General features: G+C 65.0%; 16 protein-coding genes. 12 read left to right on the top strand and 4 right to left on the bottom strand.

From position 1 onward, the window contains the following. Nucleotides 1-48 precede the first annotated feature (48 nt). The 12 genes from LA343_RS06710 to LA343_RS06765 all read left to right on the top strand — a co-directional run bounded on the left by LA343_RS06710 (nt 49) and on the right by LA343_RS06765 (nt 14,271). Nucleotides 49-888 (top strand): TrmH family RNA methyltransferase, encoded by an 840-nt coding sequence (locus LA343_RS06710; RefSeq protein WP_025402576.1) that lies wholly within the window; start codon nt 49-51, stop codon nt 886-888. Between the two features lie 97 nt (nt 889-985). Further along, nucleotides 986-2,041, top strand: coding sequence for a phenylalanine--tRNA ligase subunit alpha (pheS, locus tag LA343_RS06715; protein WP_025402577.1), 1,056 nt, complete (start codon nt 986-988; stop codon nt 2,039-2,041). Nucleotides 2,042-2,128: 87 nt separating this feature from the next. Then, nucleotides 2,129-4,687, top strand: a complete 2,559-nt coding sequence (gene pheT, locus LA343_RS06720; RefSeq protein WP_025402578.1) for a phenylalanine--tRNA ligase subunit beta — start codon at nt 2,129-2,131, stop codon at nt 4,685-4,687. 104 nt (nt 4,688-4,791) lie between these two features. Continuing rightward, the gene (gene argC, locus LA343_RS06725) at nt 4,792-5,808 is read left to right on the top strand and encodes an N-acetyl-gamma-glutamyl-phosphate reductase (RefSeq protein WP_025402579.1); all 1,017 of its coding nucleotides are present in this window, start codon (nt 4,792-4,794) and stop codon (nt 5,806-5,808) included. Nucleotides 5,809-5,820: 12 nt separating this feature from the next. Next, entirely contained in the window at nt 5,821-7,074 is a 1,254-nt protein-coding gene (argJ, locus tag LA343_RS06730; protein WP_025402580.1) for a bifunctional glutamate N-acetyltransferase/amino-acid acetyltransferase ArgJ, read from the top strand. A 79-nt stretch (nt 7,075-7,153) separates the two neighbouring features. Further along, nucleotides 7,154-8,077, top strand: a complete 924-nt coding sequence (gene argB, locus LA343_RS06735; RefSeq protein ID WP_025402581.1) for an acetylglutamate kinase — start codon at nt 7,154-7,156, stop codon at nt 8,075-8,077. Further along, entirely contained in the window at nt 8,070-9,287 is a 1,218-nt protein-coding gene (locus tag LA343_RS06740; protein WP_025402582.1) for an acetylornithine transaminase, read from the top strand. Before argB ends, LA343_RS06740 begins: the two co-directional genes overlap by 8 nt. Nucleotide 9,288: 1 nt before the next feature. Then, nucleotides 9,289-10,239, top strand: a complete 951-nt coding sequence (argF, locus tag LA343_RS06745; protein WP_052337538.1) for an ornithine carbamoyltransferase — start codon at nt 9,289-9,291, stop codon at nt 10,237-10,239. Further along, nucleotides 10,224-10,688, top strand: coding sequence for an arginine repressor (gene argR, locus LA343_RS06750; protein ID WP_025402584.1), 465 nt, complete (start codon nt 10,224-10,226; stop codon nt 10,686-10,688). The genes argF and argR overlap by 16 nt, the downstream gene beginning before the upstream one ends. 91 nt (nt 10,689-10,779) lie before the next feature. Beyond that, complete coding sequence (locus tag LA343_RS06755) at nt 10,780-11,973, top strand: argininosuccinate synthase (RefSeq protein ID WP_025402585.1); 1,194 nt, start codon at nt 10,780-10,782, stop codon at nt 11,971-11,973. Further along, on the top strand, nt 11,973-13,436 hold the full coding sequence (argH, locus tag LA343_RS06760; RefSeq protein WP_025402586.1) for an argininosuccinate lyase: 1,464 nt from the start codon (nt 11,973-11,975) through the stop codon (nt 13,434-13,436). The genes LA343_RS06755 and argH overlap by 1 nt, the downstream gene beginning before the upstream one ends. 118 nt (nt 13,437-13,554) lie before the next feature. Next, nucleotides 13,555-14,271, top strand: coding sequence for an AMIN-like domain-containing (lipo)protein (locus tag LA343_RS06765; RefSeq protein WP_025402587.1), 717 nt, complete (start codon nt 13,555-13,557; stop codon nt 14,269-14,271). A 67-nt stretch (nt 14,272-14,338) separates the two neighbouring features. Here the strand turns inward: LA343_RS06765 and LA343_RS06770 are convergent, their stop codons facing one another. The 4 genes from LA343_RS06770 to thiS all read right to left on the bottom strand — a co-directional run bounded on the left by LA343_RS06770 (nt 14,339) and on the right by thiS (nt 17,146). Next, nucleotides 14,339-14,812 (bottom strand): hypothetical protein, encoded by a 474-nt coding sequence (locus LA343_RS06770; protein WP_025402588.1) that lies wholly within the window; start codon nt 14,810-14,812, stop codon nt 14,339-14,341. Between the two features lie 127 nt (nt 14,813-14,939). Next, nucleotides 14,940-16,115, bottom strand: a complete 1,176-nt coding sequence (locus tag LA343_RS06775) for a ThiF family adenylyltransferase (protein WP_025402589.1) — start codon at nt 16,113-16,115, stop codon at nt 14,940-14,942. Next, entirely contained in the window at nt 16,115-16,933 is an 819-nt protein-coding gene (locus LA343_RS06780; RefSeq protein ID WP_025402590.1) for a thiazole synthase, read from the bottom strand. The genes LA343_RS06775 and LA343_RS06780 overlap by 1 nt, the downstream gene beginning before the upstream one ends. Nucleotides 16,934-16,942: 9 nt before the next feature. Then, nucleotides 16,943-17,146, bottom strand: coding sequence for a sulfur carrier protein ThiS (thiS, locus tag LA343_RS06785; protein WP_025402591.1), 204 nt, complete (start codon nt 17,144-17,146; stop codon nt 16,943-16,945). Nucleotides 17,147-17,150 lie beyond the last annotated feature (4 nt).

The following is a 17,150-nucleotide window of genomic DNA, read 5'->3' on the forward strand; positions in this document are numbered from 1 at the left end:
CGGGTCCTTTTCGCATGTCTAGGCGCCGAACGGATAGGATGAGAAGCCATGAGTTCCCTGCGTTTCCAGCCGCCAGACGATGTTGAACTATTCACCGAGCGCACCCCGCGGATCGTCAACGCCGCGAAGCTCCACCGCGCGGCAGCCCGTAAGAAGGCAGGCGTGTTCATCGTCGAAGGCGAAAACTGCGTGGAAGCAGCAGTATCGACCGGCTCTGCCACCGATATCTTCGCCACGCTGGATGCCGCAGAGCGCTTCGAACCCGTGCTGCGCACGGCCTCCTACATGAACGTCTACATCCACTTCATCACGGACAAGGCCGCCAAGCACCTCTCGGACACCGTCACCACCACGGGCCTGTTCGCCCTGTGCAAGCCCGTGACATGGAGCGTGGGCAAGGCCCTCGCCGGCAACCCGCAGCTGGTCAGCGTCCCGGTGGAAACCAACGATCCCGGCAACGCAGGCACCCTGATGAGGGTGGCAGACGCCATGGGTGCAGACGCCGTGGTGTTCGCCGGCGAGACAGTCGATCCGCAGTCCTGCAAAGCCGCACGGGCCTCCGCGGGCTCGCTGTTCCATATCCCCGTGGCACGCTCAACGAACATCAAGGACGTCATCGGCCAGCTCCGCGCCCAGGGTCTTACCATCCTGGCCACGACCGCCGACGGCGAGGTCAGCCTCGACGATGCTGCCCCAATGCTGTCCGGGCCCACCGCCTGGCTCTTCGGCAACGAAGCGCATGGCCTTAGCGATGAGGTACAGCAGCTGGCGGATCACCGCGTCTCCATCCCCATCCGCGGACGCGCCGAATCGTTGAACCTCGCAACGGCCGCCTCGATTTGCATGTACCAGTCGTCCGCCGCCAAAGCACAACCAAGTAAGCCGTAACGGACCGGAGCGGGTATTATTGTTTCGGTTAAAAGTCTGACGTTACGGCGCGGGAACCCCCACGGGGTCATGAGATGCCATTAGAGGAGCACACATAGTGTCTGATTCCACGGAAACTCCAACCACAGAGTTGACCGAGGCGAACCTGAATGCAGCTGCCGACGCTGCAGTGTCTGCTTTCGAGTCCGCACAGGACTTGGATGACCTGGCCGCTGCACGCCGCGACCACCTGGGCGATGACGCGCCCATCCCGGCAGCACGCCGTAGCCTCGGCTCGTTGCCCAAGGATCAGCGCAAGGACGCGGGCCGAATGGTCAACATGGCGCGTGGTCGCGTCGAGAAGAGTTATGCCCAGGCCAAGGAAGCCCTCGAGCGTAAGCGCAACGAGGAAGTCCTCAAGGCCGAGCGTATCGACGTCACCCAACCCACCACCCGGGGGCAAAACGGCGCGCAGCACCCGATCACTATCCTGTCGGAGCAGATCGCGGACATCTTCGTCGGCATGGGCTGGGAGATCGCAGACGGCCCCGAGATTGAGGCGGAGTACTTCAACTTCGACTCTCTCAACTTCATCCCGGACCACCCGGCCCGCACGCTGCAGGACACGTTCCACATTGCCCCGACCGGCTCCAAGCAGGTCTTGCGCACCCACACCTCCCCGGTGCAGATGCGCACCATGCTCTCCCGCGATGTGCCCATCTACATCGCTTGCCCTGGGCGAGTGTTCCGCACCGATGAGCTCGACGCCACACACACCCCGGTCTTCCACCAGGTCGAGGGACTTGCCGTGGACCGCGGCCTGACGATGGCTCACCTCAAGGGCACCCTCGATCACCTGGCCAAGACCCTCTTCGGCCCGGAAGCCAAGACCCGCATCCGGCCCAACTACTTCCCGTTCACCGAGCCCTCCGCTGAGGTGGACGTGTGGTTCGCCAACAAGAAGGGCGGCGCAGGCTGGATCGAGTGGGGCGGCTGCGGCATGGTCAACCCCAACGTCTTGATCGCGGCTGGCATTGACCCGGACGAGTACTCCGGCTTCGCATTCGGCATGGGCATCGAGCGCACCCTGCAGTTCCGCAATGGCCTGCCGGACATGCGCGACATGGTCGAGGGCGACGTTCGCTTCACGCTGCCGTTCGGCGTGCGCAGCTAACCGGATCCCAGCTAGTCTCCACCACTTCCAACTAACTCCCAACTACCTCCCACTACCTCCACGAAGAAACTCGAGGAAACCTAAAGCATGTTGATTTCACAGTCTTGGCTGACGCGCATTCTGCAGACCTCCAACCCCAATTGGTCTGTGAGCGCCGAGGAGTTCGATTCGGGCTTCGTCCGCGTGGGCTTCGAAACTGAGGGATACCAGGCCATCCCCAACACCACCGGCCCGCTCGTGATCGGCCATGTGGACAACATCGAGGAGCTGGAAGGCTTCAAAAAGCCCATCCGCTACTGCACCGTCAACGTCGGCCAGGCCAACGGCACCGGCGAGCCTCAGCACATCATCTGCGGCGCCCGGAACTTCGCCGAGGGCGATAACGTGGTCGTAGCTCTGCCCGGTACCGTGCTGCCCGGCCCGTTCGAGATCTCTGCCCGCAAGACCTACGGCAAGATCTCCGAAGGCATGATCTGCTCCGCCATGGAAGTGGGCCTAGCCAGCCAGCAGAACCCCGGCATCATGACTATCTCTAGCGCCGAGCTGGCCGCCAATGGCCTCAGCATCGGCGACGATGCCCGCGGCCTGCTCGGCCTCGATGACACGGTTTTCGACGTCAACATCACCCCTGACCGCGGCTATGCCCTGTCTGCTCGCGGCCTGGCTCGCGAACTCGCTTCCAGTTTCGATCTGCAGTTCCGCGACCCCGCCACGGACCCGGCCGCAGCCGCCCTCGATGACGACCTTTTCGCGGGCCTGCCCGGCACCCAGGGCGATGTGCAGTCCATTCGGGTGGACGAGGATACGAAGTGCGCGATGTTCGGCATGCGCAAGGTCACCGGCGTGGATCCCACCGCGGAGTCTCCGCTGTGGTTGCAGCGCGAGCTCATGCTTTGCGGCCAGCGACCCATCAACGTGCCCACGGACATCACCAACTACGTCATGTTCCTGCTCGGCCAGCCGATGCACGCCTTCGACGCCGACCAGGTCAGCGGCGACCTGCACGTCCGTCTGGCGCAGTCCGGTGAGAAGCTCACCACGCTTGATGATGTGGAGCGCACCCTCGATGCCGAAGACGTGGTGATCTGCGATGACAATGGCATCCAGTCGCTGGCTGGCGTGATGGGTGGGTCGACCTCCGAGGTCACGGATTCCACGACCACCGTGCTGTTCGAGGCCGCGCACTGGGATCAGATCACGGTGGCGCGCACCTGCCGCCGCCACAAGCTGTCCAGCGAGGCCTCCCGCCGCTTCGAGCGTGGCACCGACCCGGCGGTCATCGAGGAAGCCCTCGACTTCGCTGTGGCGCTGCTGGCCAAGATCGCCGGTGGCACCATCGTGGAGGGCCGCACCATCGTGGGCTCCGTCCCGCAGATGCCCACCATCACGATGCACACGTCCCGCCCCGGCAAGGTCGCTGGCACGATCTACCCGGACGGCACCACGATCTCCCGCCTCACGGAGATCGGCTGCACCGTGCGCGAAACCGGTTCCCGGGATGACAACGGCGCCCGCGAGATCGAGGTCACCCCGCCGACGTGGCGCCCGGATCTCACGATGCCCGCTGACCTCGTGGAGGAGGTCCTGCGTCTCGAGGGCTTGGAGAACATCCCATCGATCGTCCCGACCGCACCCGCTGGTACCGGCCTGACCCCGCGCCAGCGCATGCGCCGCAGCGTTGGCCGCGCCCTGGCTTGGGCGGGCTACGCGGAGATTCTGCCCACCCCGTTCATCGCCAACGACGTGTTCGACGTGTGGGATCTTCCCGCGGATGATCCCCGCCGCGTCACCGTCAAGGTGCAAAATCCCCTGGAGAGCGACTACGCGCAGATCGGCACCACCTTGTTGCCGTCGATGATCGAGTCGCTGCGCCGCAACGTCACCCGCGGTCAGCGTGATGTGGCGCTCTACGGTGTGGAGCAGGTCGCTATCCCGGAGACCTCTGAGCAGCATTCCCCGATGCCGAGCGTGGCGCAGCGCCCGTCTGCCGAGGAGATTCAGGAGCTCATGGACTCCCTGCCGAAGCAGCCGTTGCACGTCGCGGTGGTCGCATCCGGCGCCCGCGAGCTGCAGGGCACGTGGGGCCAGGCCGTGCCGTTCGAGGCCGCCGACGCGATCGAGGCCGCCCGCATCATCGCTCGTGCCGCTGGCGTGGACGTGGAGTTCCGCAATGCCGAGTATCTGCCGTGGCACCCGGGCCGGTGCGCTGAGGTTCTCGTGGACGGCGAGGTCGTGGGCCACGCCGGCGAGCTGCACCCGCAGGTCTGCGAGCGCGCGAACATCCCGGCCCGCACGGTGGCCGTGGAGCTGAACCTGGACGCACTGCCGCTGAAGGAAACGTTCCCACGCCCGGTGCTCTCCGCCTACCCGGCCGTGCTGCAGGATATTGCCGTTGTGGTCGACGCCGCCACGCCCGCCCAGACCGTCGAGGACGCTTTGCGGGCTGGCGCTGGCGAGCTGCTGGAGGAGATCCGGTTGTTCGATGTGTATCGCAGTGACTCGCTGGGGGAGGACAAGCGTTCTCTGACCTTCTCGCTGCGTTTCCGCGCGACGGATCGCACGCTCACGGAGGAGGAGGCCAGCGAGGCCCGCGAGGCCGCGTTGGAGAACGCCACTCGCGAAGTGGGCGCCACGCTCCGCGCGTAGCCACCCTCCGTGATCGGCCACCCATGGTGGTGTCCACCCCACCCCCAGGGGTGCATAAATTTCATGTTTCTGCATAATTTTCATTCTCTGCTAAAGTAGGCAGAATGATTTCGATTGCAGTTGCAGGAGCCAGCGGTTACGCAGGCGGCGAAGCACTTCGCCTCCTGCTCAACCACCCCGGATATGGCACCGACTTCACCATCGGAGCCCTCACCGGAGGGTCCAACGCAGGCACCCGATTCGGTGACCTGGTGCCCTCCCTCCCGGCTCTGGCCGATCGCCGCCTCGAGGACACCACCGAGGAGATCCTCGGCAGCCACGATGCCGCCATCCTCGCGCTCCCGCACGGAGTCTCCGCCAATCTCAACCTCCCCGACACCATGAAGGTCGTGGACTGCGGAGCAGACTACCGGCTACGCAACGCCAACTACTGGGCCAGGTTCTACGGCACCGAACACGCCGGGTCGCGCACCTACGGCATCCCCGAGATGCCCGGCCACCGGGAAGAGATCGCCGCCAGCTCGTACGTCGCGGCGCCCGGTTGTTTCCCCACCGGCGCCACCCTCGCCGCCATGCCCGGCATCGCCTCCGGCCTCATGGCACCGCAGATCAGCGTGGTCTCGGTCACCGGTACCTCCGGCGCGGGCAAGAAGGCCGCGGTCAACCTGCTCGGTAGCGAAACCCAAGCCAACCTGCGCGCCTACGGCGTGGGCACGCACCGCCACACCCCGGAGATCAAGCAGAACCTCGAAGAGCTCGTGCCGGATACCGACGGCGTGCACGTGACCTTCACCCCCATCCTCGCGCCACTGACGCGCGGCATCCTCACCACCGTTACCGCGCCCGCCCGCGGCACGGACAAGGACATTCGCCACGCCTACGAGGACTTCTGCGCCGACGAGCCCTTCCTGCACCTGCTGCCGCAGGGTCAACAGCCGGAAACGAAGTCGGTCATGGGGTCCAATATGGTGCACCTCCAGGTGGAGGTATCGGACGGCATGATTATCGCCACCAGCGCCATCGACAACCTCACCAAGGGCACCGCCGGTGCCGCCATTCAGTGCCTCAACCTCATGCTGGGGTGGCCGGAAACCGCGGGTCTTCCGCAAACGGGAATGTAGGAGCACAACCCCATGAACGAGCAGAATCAGCAGAACCAACAGCAGCAGAATCAGCAGAACCAGCACCCCACACCGCACGGCTCAAGCCAGGATTCCCGCCAGGCCGCCAAGGGCGTGACGGTACCCAAGGGGTTCGTAGCAGCGTCGACCACCGCGAAGATTAAGCCCTCGGGGAAGCCAGACATGGCGCTCGTCGTCAACGAAGGCCCGGAATACACCGCGGCCGCAGTGTTCACGCGCAACCGGGTGCAGGCCGCCCCGGTGAAATACACCCGGGCGCACAACGATGGCACCTTCCACGCGGTCGTGCTCAACTCCGGCAACGCCAACGCCTGCAACGGCGCCCAGGGCGACCGCGACGCCGAGACCACGGCTCAGGCTGTGGCAGACAAGCTCGGGATCGACGCCGCCGAGGTCGCCGTGTGCTCCACCGGCCTCATCGGCGACGTGCTGCCCATGGACAAGGTGCTGGGCGGAGTGGACGCGATGGTGCCGCAGCTCAGCAGCGAGGAGTCCGCAGGTCACAGGGCGGCTGAGGCGATTATGACCACCGACCTCGTCTCCAAGGAAGCCGTGTACCACGGCGACGGATGGTCCATCGGCGCGATGGGCAAGGGCGTGGGCATGATGGCACCGTCGCTAGCCACCATGCTGGTGGTTCTTACGACCGACGCCACCATCGAATCCGCCGACCAGGCCCAGAAGGCACTGACTGGGGCCAGCTCCACCACCTTCGACTGCATCGACGTGGACGGATCCACCTCCACCAACGACACGGTGATCCTCATGGCCAATGGCGCCAGCGGAGTGTCCCCGGACCCCGAGGAATTCGCCGCCGCCGTGCACCAGGTGTGCCTGGACATCGCCATGCAGCTGCAGGCAGACGCCGAGGGCGTGACCAAACGCGTGTCCATCACCGTCAGCGGAGCGGCCACGGACGCCGAGGCCAAGGACGCAGCCCGGGTCATTGGTCGCGATAACCTGTTCAAGTGCGCCATGTTCGGCTCCGACCCGAACTGGGGCCGCGTGCTCGCCGCAGTGGGCATGGCCCCAGTGGAGATGGAGCCGGATCGGATCAGCGTGTCCTTCAACGGCCACCCCGTGTGCGTCAATGCCACGGGAGCACCCGGCGCCCGCGAGGTGGACTTGAGCGGCGCGGACATCGCCGTGGAGGTCAACCTGGCGGTGGGCGAGGGGCGTGCCACGGTGTGGACCACGGACCTGTCCCACGACTACGTGGAGATCAACTCGGCGTACTCGTCCTAGGGCGAGTGCAGCACGAGCCAGCACAACCCAACACAACCCAGCACACGAGCCAGAACGCGACAAGAGAAACCGAACAACAATGGCTGAAATTCACCAGGCAATAGACACCACAGGGCTCACCCCCGAGGTGCGCAGCCACGTCCTCGCCGAGGCGCTGCCGTGGCTGCTGCACTTCCGAGACAAGATCGTGGTGGTCAAGTACGGCGGCAACGCCATGATCGATGACAACCTCAAGCGCGCCTTCGCCGCGGACATGGTGTTCCTCCGCGCCGTGGGTGCCCGGCCCGTCGTGGTTCACGGCGGCGGCCCGCAGATCAACGAGATGCTCAAGACCGTGGGGCTCGAAGGCGAGTTCAAGAGCGGCTTCCGCGTGACCACGCCTGAGGTCATGGAGTACGTCCGCATGGTGCTGTTCGGCAAGGTCGGCCGCGAACTCGTGGGCCTGATCAACGAACACGGCCCCTACGCCGTGGGCACCAGCGGCGAAGATGCCGGCCTGTTCACCGCCACCAAGCGCACCATTGAGATCGATGGGGAAGAGGTGGATCTGGGCCGGGTCGGCCAGATCGAACACGTTAACGCCGAGAGCTTGCTCGACCTCATCGATGCCGGCCGCATTCCCGTGGTCTCCACCATCGCCCCGGACGAGCACGGCCGGATTTACAACATCAACGCCGACACCGCCGCGGGCGCTCTGGCCTCCGCGCTCGGTGCCGAGCGGCTCGTCATGCTCACCAATGTCCAGGGGTTGTACACCGACTGGCCGGACAAGGACTCCCTCGTCTCCAGCCTCACCCCGGACGAGCTCGAGGAGCTGCTGCCGAGCCTCGATTCGGGCATGATCCCGAAGATGGAGGCCTGCCTTTCCGCCCTGCGCACCGGGGTGAATGCCGCGCATGTCATCGACGGCCGCATCCCCCATTCCGTGCTTCTCGAGCTCATGACTGAGGGCGGCATCGGAACCATGATCACCCCAGAAGATTGGGAAGGAATCCATGTCTAATTCTGAGGCAAACTCTGCTACAACACCTGCCCCTGCCTCTGCTGCTGCCTCGTGGGAGCAGCACTGGAACGGCGCCGTGATGGACACCTACGGCACCCCGCAACGCGAGCTCGTCAGCGGCCAGGGCGCTATCGTCACCGACTCCGCTGGCGCGACCTACCTCGACCTGCTCTCCGGCATCGCCGTGAACGCCCTGGGCCATGGTCATCCCGCTATTATCGACGCCGTTACGCGTCAGCTCTCCACACTCGGCCACACGTCTAACATTTTCGCCCACCCCCAGGTCATCGCCCTGGCGGAGAACATCAAGACCCTCATCGGCCCCGCCGCCGAGGATGCCAAGGTGTTCTTCTGCAACTCCGGGGCCGAGGCCAACGAGGCCGCCTTCAAGATCGCCCGCGCCACCGGCAAGACGAAGATCCTCGCCGCCGAGCGCGGCTTCCACGGCCGCACGATGGGCGCACTGGCGCTGACCGGGCAGCCGGACAAGCAGGAGCCATTCAAGCCCCTGCCCGCCGGGGTGGAGTTCTACCCATACGGCGATATCGATGCGCTGCGGGACATGGCCGATGAGTCCACCGCCGCGATCTTCCTGGAATCCATCCAGGGCGAGACGGGTGTGATCCCCGCACCGGAGGGCTTCCTCACCGACGTCCGCGCGCTGTGCGATGAGCTCGGCATCCTCATGGTCGTGGACGAAGTCCAGGCCGGCATGGGACGCACCGGGCAGTGGTTCGGCTACCAGGTGGAAGACATCGTGCCGGACGTCATCACGATGGCCAAGGGCCTCGGCGGCGGCCTGCCCATCGGCGCCTGCGTGGCACTGCCCACGGCACAGCTACTTGCCAAGGGCATGCACGGCACGACCTTCGGCGGAAACCCCGTGGTCTGCGCCGCCGCCAACGCCGTCATTGAGACCATCAAGGCCGAGGACATCCTCGCCAACGTGCGCGAGCAATCCGAGGTGTTCGCGACACTCGCCGAGCACCCGAGCGTCACCGAAGTGCGCGGCCGTGGGCTCATGCTCGGTGTGGTGCTGGACCAGCCGCTCACCGTGGATCCGCTGGACTACGGGCTGATCCTCAACCGGCCGAATCCACAGGTGCTGAGAATCGTGCCACCGTTGAACATCACGGCGGAGCAGGCGCATGATGGCGTCGAAAAAATAACGACAATGTTGGATGACAACCGTGCGAAGCAAGGAGAATGACATGGCCAACGCGACGGGTAATGAGACGGTGAACAAGCGAGTGCTGCGGCACATCCTGGCAGATGATGATCTGCAGCCCAATGAACTCGTTGAGGTGTTGGCGCTGGCCGAGGACCTGAAGAAGGACCGCTACTACAGCAAGCACCGCAACCTGCTCGAGCGCGAATCGGTGGCCGTGCTGTTCGACAAGACCTCCACGCGCACGCGATTCTCCTTCGATGCCGGCATCAACGAGCTCGGCGGCAACGCCATCGTGGTCGACTCGGGTGCGTCCCAGATGGGTAAGGGCGAGACCTACCAGGACACGGGCGCAGTGCTCTCGCGCTTCGTCAGCGCCATCGTGTGGCGCACCAGCGCACAATCGAACCTGGAACAGATGGCAGAGACCGCCACGGTGCCGATCGTCAACGCGCTGTCCGACGATTTCCACCCCTGCCAGATCCTCGCCGACCTGCAGACCATCAAGGAGCACAAGGGCCGACTGGAAGGCATCAACGCCATCTACTTCGGCGACGGTGCCAACAACATGGCCAACAGCTACATGCTGGGCTTCGCCAACGCTGGGGTGAACATCACCATTTGCGCGCCCGAGGGCTTCCAGCCGGAGCAGAAGTTCGTGGACCGGGCGCTGGCCCGCGCCGAGCAGACCGGGGCCACCGTGACCGTCACCGATGTGGTGGACGCCGCCGGGGCAGACGTGGTCATCACCGACACCTGGGTCTCCATGGGCATGGATGCCAGCCTGGACCGCAGCGCGCTCAAGGCCTACCAGGTCAACGCCGAGGTCATGAAGACCGCTGCCGACGATGCGATCTTCATGCACTGCCTGCCTGCCTACCGCGGTTCCGAAGTGACGGCCGAGGTGATCGACGGCGATCAGTCCGTGGTCTTCGACGAAGCCGAAAACCGACTCCACGCACAGAAGGCACTGCTGACATGGCTACTCCGCTAACCCGCACGGCGCGCCAAGACCTCATCGGCCGCATCATCGGGGCAGAGAAGGTCTCCAGCCAGCGGGAGCTGCTGGAATTGCTGCTCAACCGCGGCATCGACGTCACACAAGCCACGCTATCCCGCGATCTGGTGGACCTCGGCGCGAAGAAGGTGCGCAGCGACGGGGAGACCTACTACTCCCTGTCCGATGACGTGCGGGTCGATGGGCCGGACAAGCTACGCCGCGTGCTCACGGAGCTGCTGGTGGACTACGACCACTCGGGAAACATCGCCGTGCTGCGCACCCCACCAGGGGCGGCCCAGTATCTGGCGAGCATCCTCGACCGCTCCGACATGAGCCGGGTGGTCGCCACGATCGCCGGCGACGACACCGTATTCGTGCTGGCTCGGGAGCCGCTCAACGGCAAAGAGCTAGGGGAGTATTTCTACAACCTCTCGCACAGTTAAACTCGTGGCGTAGCAGATTTACGTGTGACATTCCGACAAGTGCATATCACTCAACTTAACTACTCATAATAACCGAAAGGATCGCAATTCCATGAAGGATCGCGTCGTACTCGCATACTCCGGCGGCCTGGACACCACCGTCGCCATCAGCTGGATCGCCAAGGAGCGCAACGCGGAGGTCGTGGCCGTGTCCATCGACCTCGGCCAGGGCGGCGAAGACATGGAGACCGTGCGCCAGCGCGCACTCGGCGCCGGCGCCGTGGAGTCCATCGTGGTGGACGCCCGCGACGAGTTCGCAGAGAACTACTGCCTGCCCACCATCAAGGCCAACGGCATGTACATGAAGGAGTACCCGCTGGTCTCCGCGATCTCCCGCCCGCTCATCGTCAAGCACATGGCAGACGCCGCCAAGGAGCACGGCGGCACCGCCGTGGCCCACGGCTGCACCGGCAAGGGCAACGACCAAGTGCGCTTCGAGGTTGGCTTCGCCAACACCGCTCCTGACCTGGATATCATCGCCCCCGTCCGCGACTACGCCTGGACCCGCGAGAAGGCCATCGCCTTCGCCGAGGAAAACGGCATCCCGATCGAGCAGTCCAAGAAGTCCCCGTTCTCCATCGACCAGAACGTGTGGGGCCGCGCCGTGGAGACCGGCTTCCTCGAGGACCTGTGGAACGCCCCGACCAAGGACGTCTACTCCTACACCGAGGACCCCGCCCTCGGCCAGGCCCCGGACGAGGTCATCATCTCCTTCGAGAAGGGCAAGCCCGTGGCCATCGACGGCCGCAAGGTCAGCGTTCTCGAAGCCATCGAGGAGCTCAACCGCCGCGCAGGCGCCCAGGGTGTGGGCCGCCTGGACATGGTGGAAGACCGCCTGGTGGGCATCAAGTCCCGCGAGGTCTACGAGGCACCGGGTGCCATCACCCTCATCCGCGCCCACGAGGCCCTCGAGGCCGTCACCGTGGAGCGCGAGCTGGCTCGCTACAAGCGCAACGTTGAGGCCGAGTGGTCCAACCAGGTCTACGACGGCCTGTGGTTCTCCCCGCTCAAGCGCAGCCTGGACGCCTTCATCGAGTCCACCCAGGAGCACGTCACCGGCGACATCCGCCTGGTGCTCCACGCTGGCTCCATCACCGTCAACGGCCGCCGCTCCACCGAGTCCCTGTACGACTTCAACCTGGCGACCTACGACGAGGGCGATAGCTTCGACCAGTCCATGGCCCGCGGCTTCGTGGAGCTGCACGGACTGTCCTCCAAGATCGCTGCGAAGCGGGACCTGGCCTAATGGCACCGGCACAATCCACCCCCGGTAATCAGCCGCACGGCACCAACGAAGGCGCCCTGTGGGGCGGCCGCTTCTCCGGCGGCCCCACGGAGGCGATGGCGGCGCTGTCGAAGTCCACGCACTTCGACTGGGTTCTCGCACCGTACGACGTGCTGGCCTCCCAGGCCCACGCTCGCGTGCTCAACCGCGCTGGCCTGCTTTCCGACGAGGACCTGGAGACGATGCTCGCGGGCTTGCAGAAGCTCGGCGAGGATGTCGCCAGCGGTGCCTTCGGCCCCGAGCCTTCCGATGAGGATGTGCACGGCGCGATGGAACGCGGCCTCATCGACCGCGTGGGCCCCGAGGTGGGCGGGCGACTGCGTGCCGGTCGTTCCCGCAACGACCAGGTGGCCACGCTGTTCCGCATGTGGGTGCGCGACGCAATCCGCGACGTGTCGGCGGGCATCCTCGATGTCGTTGATGCCCTCGTGGCTCAGGCTGATGCCCACCCGGATGCCATCATGCCGGGCAAGACGCACTTCCAGGCCGCCCAGCCGGTCCTACTGGCCCACCAGTTGCTGGCTCATGCCCAGCCGCTGCTGCGCGATGTCGACCGGTTCCAGGACCTGGACAAGCGACTGGCCGTGTCTCCCTATGGTTCCGGTGCGCTCGCAGGGTCGTCCCTGGCCCTGGATCCGGAGGCTATTGCCGCCGAGCTCGGTTTCGACTCGGCTGCCGATAACTCGATCGACGCCACCAGCTCCCGCGACTTCGCGTCTGAGGCGGCCTTCGTGTTTGCGCAGACCGCAGTGGATCTCTCGCGCCTGGCTGAGGAAATCATCGCCTGGTCCACGCCGGAGTTCGGCTATGTGACTCTGGCGGATGAGTGGTCCACCGGATCGTCGATCATGCCGCAGAAGAAGAACCCGGATGTCGCGGAGCTCATGCGCGGCAAGACAGGCCGACTCATCGGCAACGCCGCTGGCCTGCTGGCCACGCTCAAGGCCATGCCGTTGGCCTACAACCGCGACCTGCAGGAGGACAAGGAGCCCATCGTGGATTCCGTCACCCAGCTCAACCTGCTGCTGCCGGCGATGGCGGGCCTGGTGGGTACGCTGACGTTCCACCCGGAGCGGTTGCGCGAGCTGGCCCCTGCCGGGTTCACCCTGGCCACCGACCTGGCCGAGTGGATGGTGCGACAGGGAGTGCCGTTCCGCGTGGCCCACGAGGCCTCGGGGGCGTGCGTGCGCATTGCTGAGTCCCGCGGCGTGGGCCTGGTTGATCTCACCGACGAGGAGCTCGCTGGCGTGCACGAGGCGCTGACCCCCGAGGTACGCGAGGTTCTCACCATCGACGGTGCTGTGGCCAGCCGCAGCACCCGCGGTGGCACCGCCGGCGTGCGTGTCGCTGAGCAGAAGGAACGCGTGCGGGAACGCGCGGCTCAGGATCGTCAGTGGGCCCAGGAGTCCCCGATCCCGTCGTAACTCTTGCACCAAACGTCACACTCAAGGCCACATCCTGCTGTTGCTTTTCTATAACAATTGCAGCAGAAATGTGGCCTTTCTTCGGAGCCGGGGGACACGTCTTGTACCCTGGATACCTATGAACCGGACAGAAGGAAAGCCCCTCCGATCGACGGCTCTGATCGCCGCACTTGCTGCGGTGAGCCTTACTGTGTCAGCGTGCAACGATGGCGATAGCGTTAGCCAAGCCCCGTCTTCGATCGCTGGTCAGAACACTGCTGAAGTCGATCAGACCACGAGCACCGCTTCAGCAGAGGCCACACAGTCCTCACAGTCCTCGTCGAAGGATTCCGCAGACAGTGAATCGTCCGCCGCCGCCCAGTCCAGCGTGACCGCCTCCAACGAGCTTGAGCCCATGGCTGGCTCCCAGCCTTTGGACGTGCTCCCAGGGCAGGGTGCCCACCTCAAGGTTGTCGACGTCCGCGATGGTGGCCACCGCGATTTCGACCGTTTTGTTGTCGAACTGGATGGGGAAGGGCAACCTGGCTGGTTTGTTCAGCTCACCGAGGAACCGCGTGGCATGGGTTCCGGTCTCCCCATCGAGTACAACGGAGCTCAGGCGATGGTGATCGGCCTCCGCGGTATCGAGGCCCCCATCAACCCGGATGGTTCGATCAGGCCCAAGGTGGAAGCCCCGAAGGTGGAGGCTCACACGAAGGTCATTGATTCCATCAGTAACGAGGGCTGGTTCGAAGGCGGGCAGCGTTTCGTGATCGGCTTGAAGAAGCGCAACCCCGAGTTCAAGGTAAACCTCCTGCGCGGCCCCACCCGCGTGGTCATCGACATCATGCACTAGGGTTCACACGCGAGAACCCAAAAGCATTAAGATGAAGGCTTGGGGGAGCCTAAGGGGGTATCGGGGCTCAGTCGTGCTTGTCCGTCATCACTGACGCATCGTTCATGATCTGCCACTGAGCCTTAGGATCGGCGCGGTAGAAATAAAATTCCTTCGTGGCTGGGGTCCACCCCTTGAGCGCGGTGAACGTCGGGTCGGCCTTGTTCGGGCACATCGTGATGTGCTCGCTTTCCAGCTCCTCGGTCTTCAACTCGCCGTCGGCTTTGCGCAGGTAGACATACTCCACGCCCTCGTCTTTGGCGGTATCTTTCGCGTCGTCGGGGCTGATATGAAGCGACGCCACCATGGATTCCTTACTGACACCGGGGCACTGGACCGCAAAGTCTTCCCAGTCGTGGCCGTACACGTCCCGCATGGAGATTTTCGCCAGGGACTCGTGGTTATGAACGAGGTAATTTTCCACATCGGAGCTGCACGCGGTCAGCGCCAGCGCGCCGGCTGCACAGGCAAGCACGGCACCTCGCTTTGGCCACGACGTCACGGGACTAACCACCTTTCACGAGCGAACAATGCTCGGCTTGTGCATTGGGTCACTGTTACTGGTTATAACGTATTACTAGGTGATTGCACCGTCAATTAACCGTCAATTATGAGCCCACCCACCGGGACTATGGTGTTCCCGGTGACGTTCCCGGCATGCCGTGCAGCGTGCCGTCTTGGGCCGAAATCCCACCCGGAAGATTGTGCACTGTGATGCTGCGGCCCGCTGCCTCCTCGGCGAAGGTGGAGACGAAGTCACCGGAGCGCTTCCCCGACGCGCAATAAACCCAAACGTGCCGGGAATCCTCACCCGCAATGGCATCGAGCAGCGACAGTGCTGTGGTGGGGTCGTCGTGCCATACCGAGGTGGGAAGGTGGTAGTGCTCGGTTGTGGCGTCGAAAAAGAAATCATCGATGGCCTTCTCACCGGCCTCGCGCACGTCGATGGCCACGGCACCATCGCGAAGGTCGCGGAGCATGGTGTGTGCATCGTCCTCGGGTTCGGGAACGGAGCAGGCCGTGGGGGCGTAGCCGTCGGGCAGTTCGGTGACGAGCTCCCGGGCGGGATCGTGCGGCACGCGGAAGTGTGTGATGGATGCGGTCAGAGCGTCGTAGATGCTGAGCAAGCCCGTGCGCTCGCGGTTCATCCTGCTGGCGAATTGGATGAGCTCGGTGGCCATGAGCCCGGCGACCACGCTGGTGGTCACGCCCAGCACGCCCGCGGTGGCGCAGTCTGGGACGGAATCCGGATCGGGCTGGGTGGGGTAGAGGTCCCGCATGCCGACGCATGCCTTGGCGCCGGGGCCGGACCACCACAGGGCGCAATCGCCGCGAAAGCGCAGGACTGATCCCCACACCAGCGGAATACCGGTGACCTCGGCCGCGTCCGCCGCGAGAAATTTGGTGGCGAACGTGTCGGATCCATCGACGAGGATGTCCACGCCGCGCAAGTACTCTAGGGCATTGCTGGCGCTGAAGCGGTCGCGGATGGCGTGAACCACAATGCCCGGCTGGAGCTGCCGCAGCCGTTCGGATGCCACCTCAACCTTGGGTCGACCCACGTCGCCTGCGCCGAACAGGATCTGGCGGTGAATATTGGTGATGTCAACTGTGTCATCGTCAATGACCGAGATTTCGCCCACGCCGGCGGCGGCGAGCTGCTGCATGAGCGGGCAGCCCAGGCCCCCGGCACCGATGACGAAGACGTGCGTGCCGTGCAGCGCTTCCTGCTGGGCAACACCGAAGCCCGGAAGCAGGGTCTGCCGGGCGACGCGCTGGAGCTCTTCGCGGGGCAACTGGCTCATCACAGCACCTCGTCCGCCCAGCTAGCCAGGCCGTCAAAGGAGGACGACGCCACCGCGTGCTCCCGGCGCGGAATCCGGCCCGCCGACTTAGCAAGCCGCCCGGCTTCCACGGCATGCCGCATCGCCGCGGCCATCGCCACGGGGTCCTGGCAGCGGTTGATCGCGCTGGCGAGCAGCACGCCATCGCAACCTAGCTCCATAGCCAGCGCTGCATCCGAGGCCGTGCCCACCCCGGCGTCGAGCAACACAGGAATGGATGCGCGGGAGCAGATTAGCTCGATATTGTGCGGGTTGAGGATCCCCAGTCCAGTGCCGATGGGCGAGCCCAGCGGCATGACGGCATGCACTCCCACATCCTCCAGGCGAGTGGCGACGATGGGATCATCGCTGGTGTAGGCCAGCACCACGAATCCTTCCGCGATGAGTAGCTCGCACGCATCGACCAGCTCCACGACATCCGGCAGCAGCGTGCGATCATCGGCGATGACCTCCACCTTCACCCAGTTTGTGCCCAGTGCCTCCCGCGCTAACTTGGCGGTGGTCACGGCATCGCGTGCCGTGCGACACCCCGCGGTGTTGGGGAGCACGTCGATGCCGAGGCGCTGCAGTAGCTCGAAAATCGATTCCCCGCGCCCGCCTGCGCCTCCGTCCGCACCCGAGCCCGCGCCCGCGCCAGCCGCGCTGTGCCTGCGCATCGCCACGGTGGTGAGCTGGGTGGCGCTGGCAACCAGGGAATCCTCGAGAATCGACTGGCTGCTCGCCCCACCGGTTCCCATGATGAGGTGCGAGTCGAAGGTCTTATCCGCGATCGTGAGCATGGCCTACTCCTATCCGCCCTGGACCGCGATGAGGATGTCCAATCCATCGCCATCTGCTATGACGCGCGACCAGTCGCTGGCGGGCACAACCTCACCGTTGACGGCAACCGCAACACCCTTGGGTGCCGCATCTCCGGTGTGCTCTTCCACAACATCCGCGACAGTTACCGATCCTGCGGCCGTGCGCGGCTCTCCGTTGAGTGTGTACTTCATGTCT

This window comes from Corynebacterium falsenii, assembly GCF_020099275.1.
Classification (GTDB): domain Bacteria; phylum Actinomycetota; class Actinomycetes; order Mycobacteriales; family Mycobacteriaceae; genus Corynebacterium; species Corynebacterium falsenii.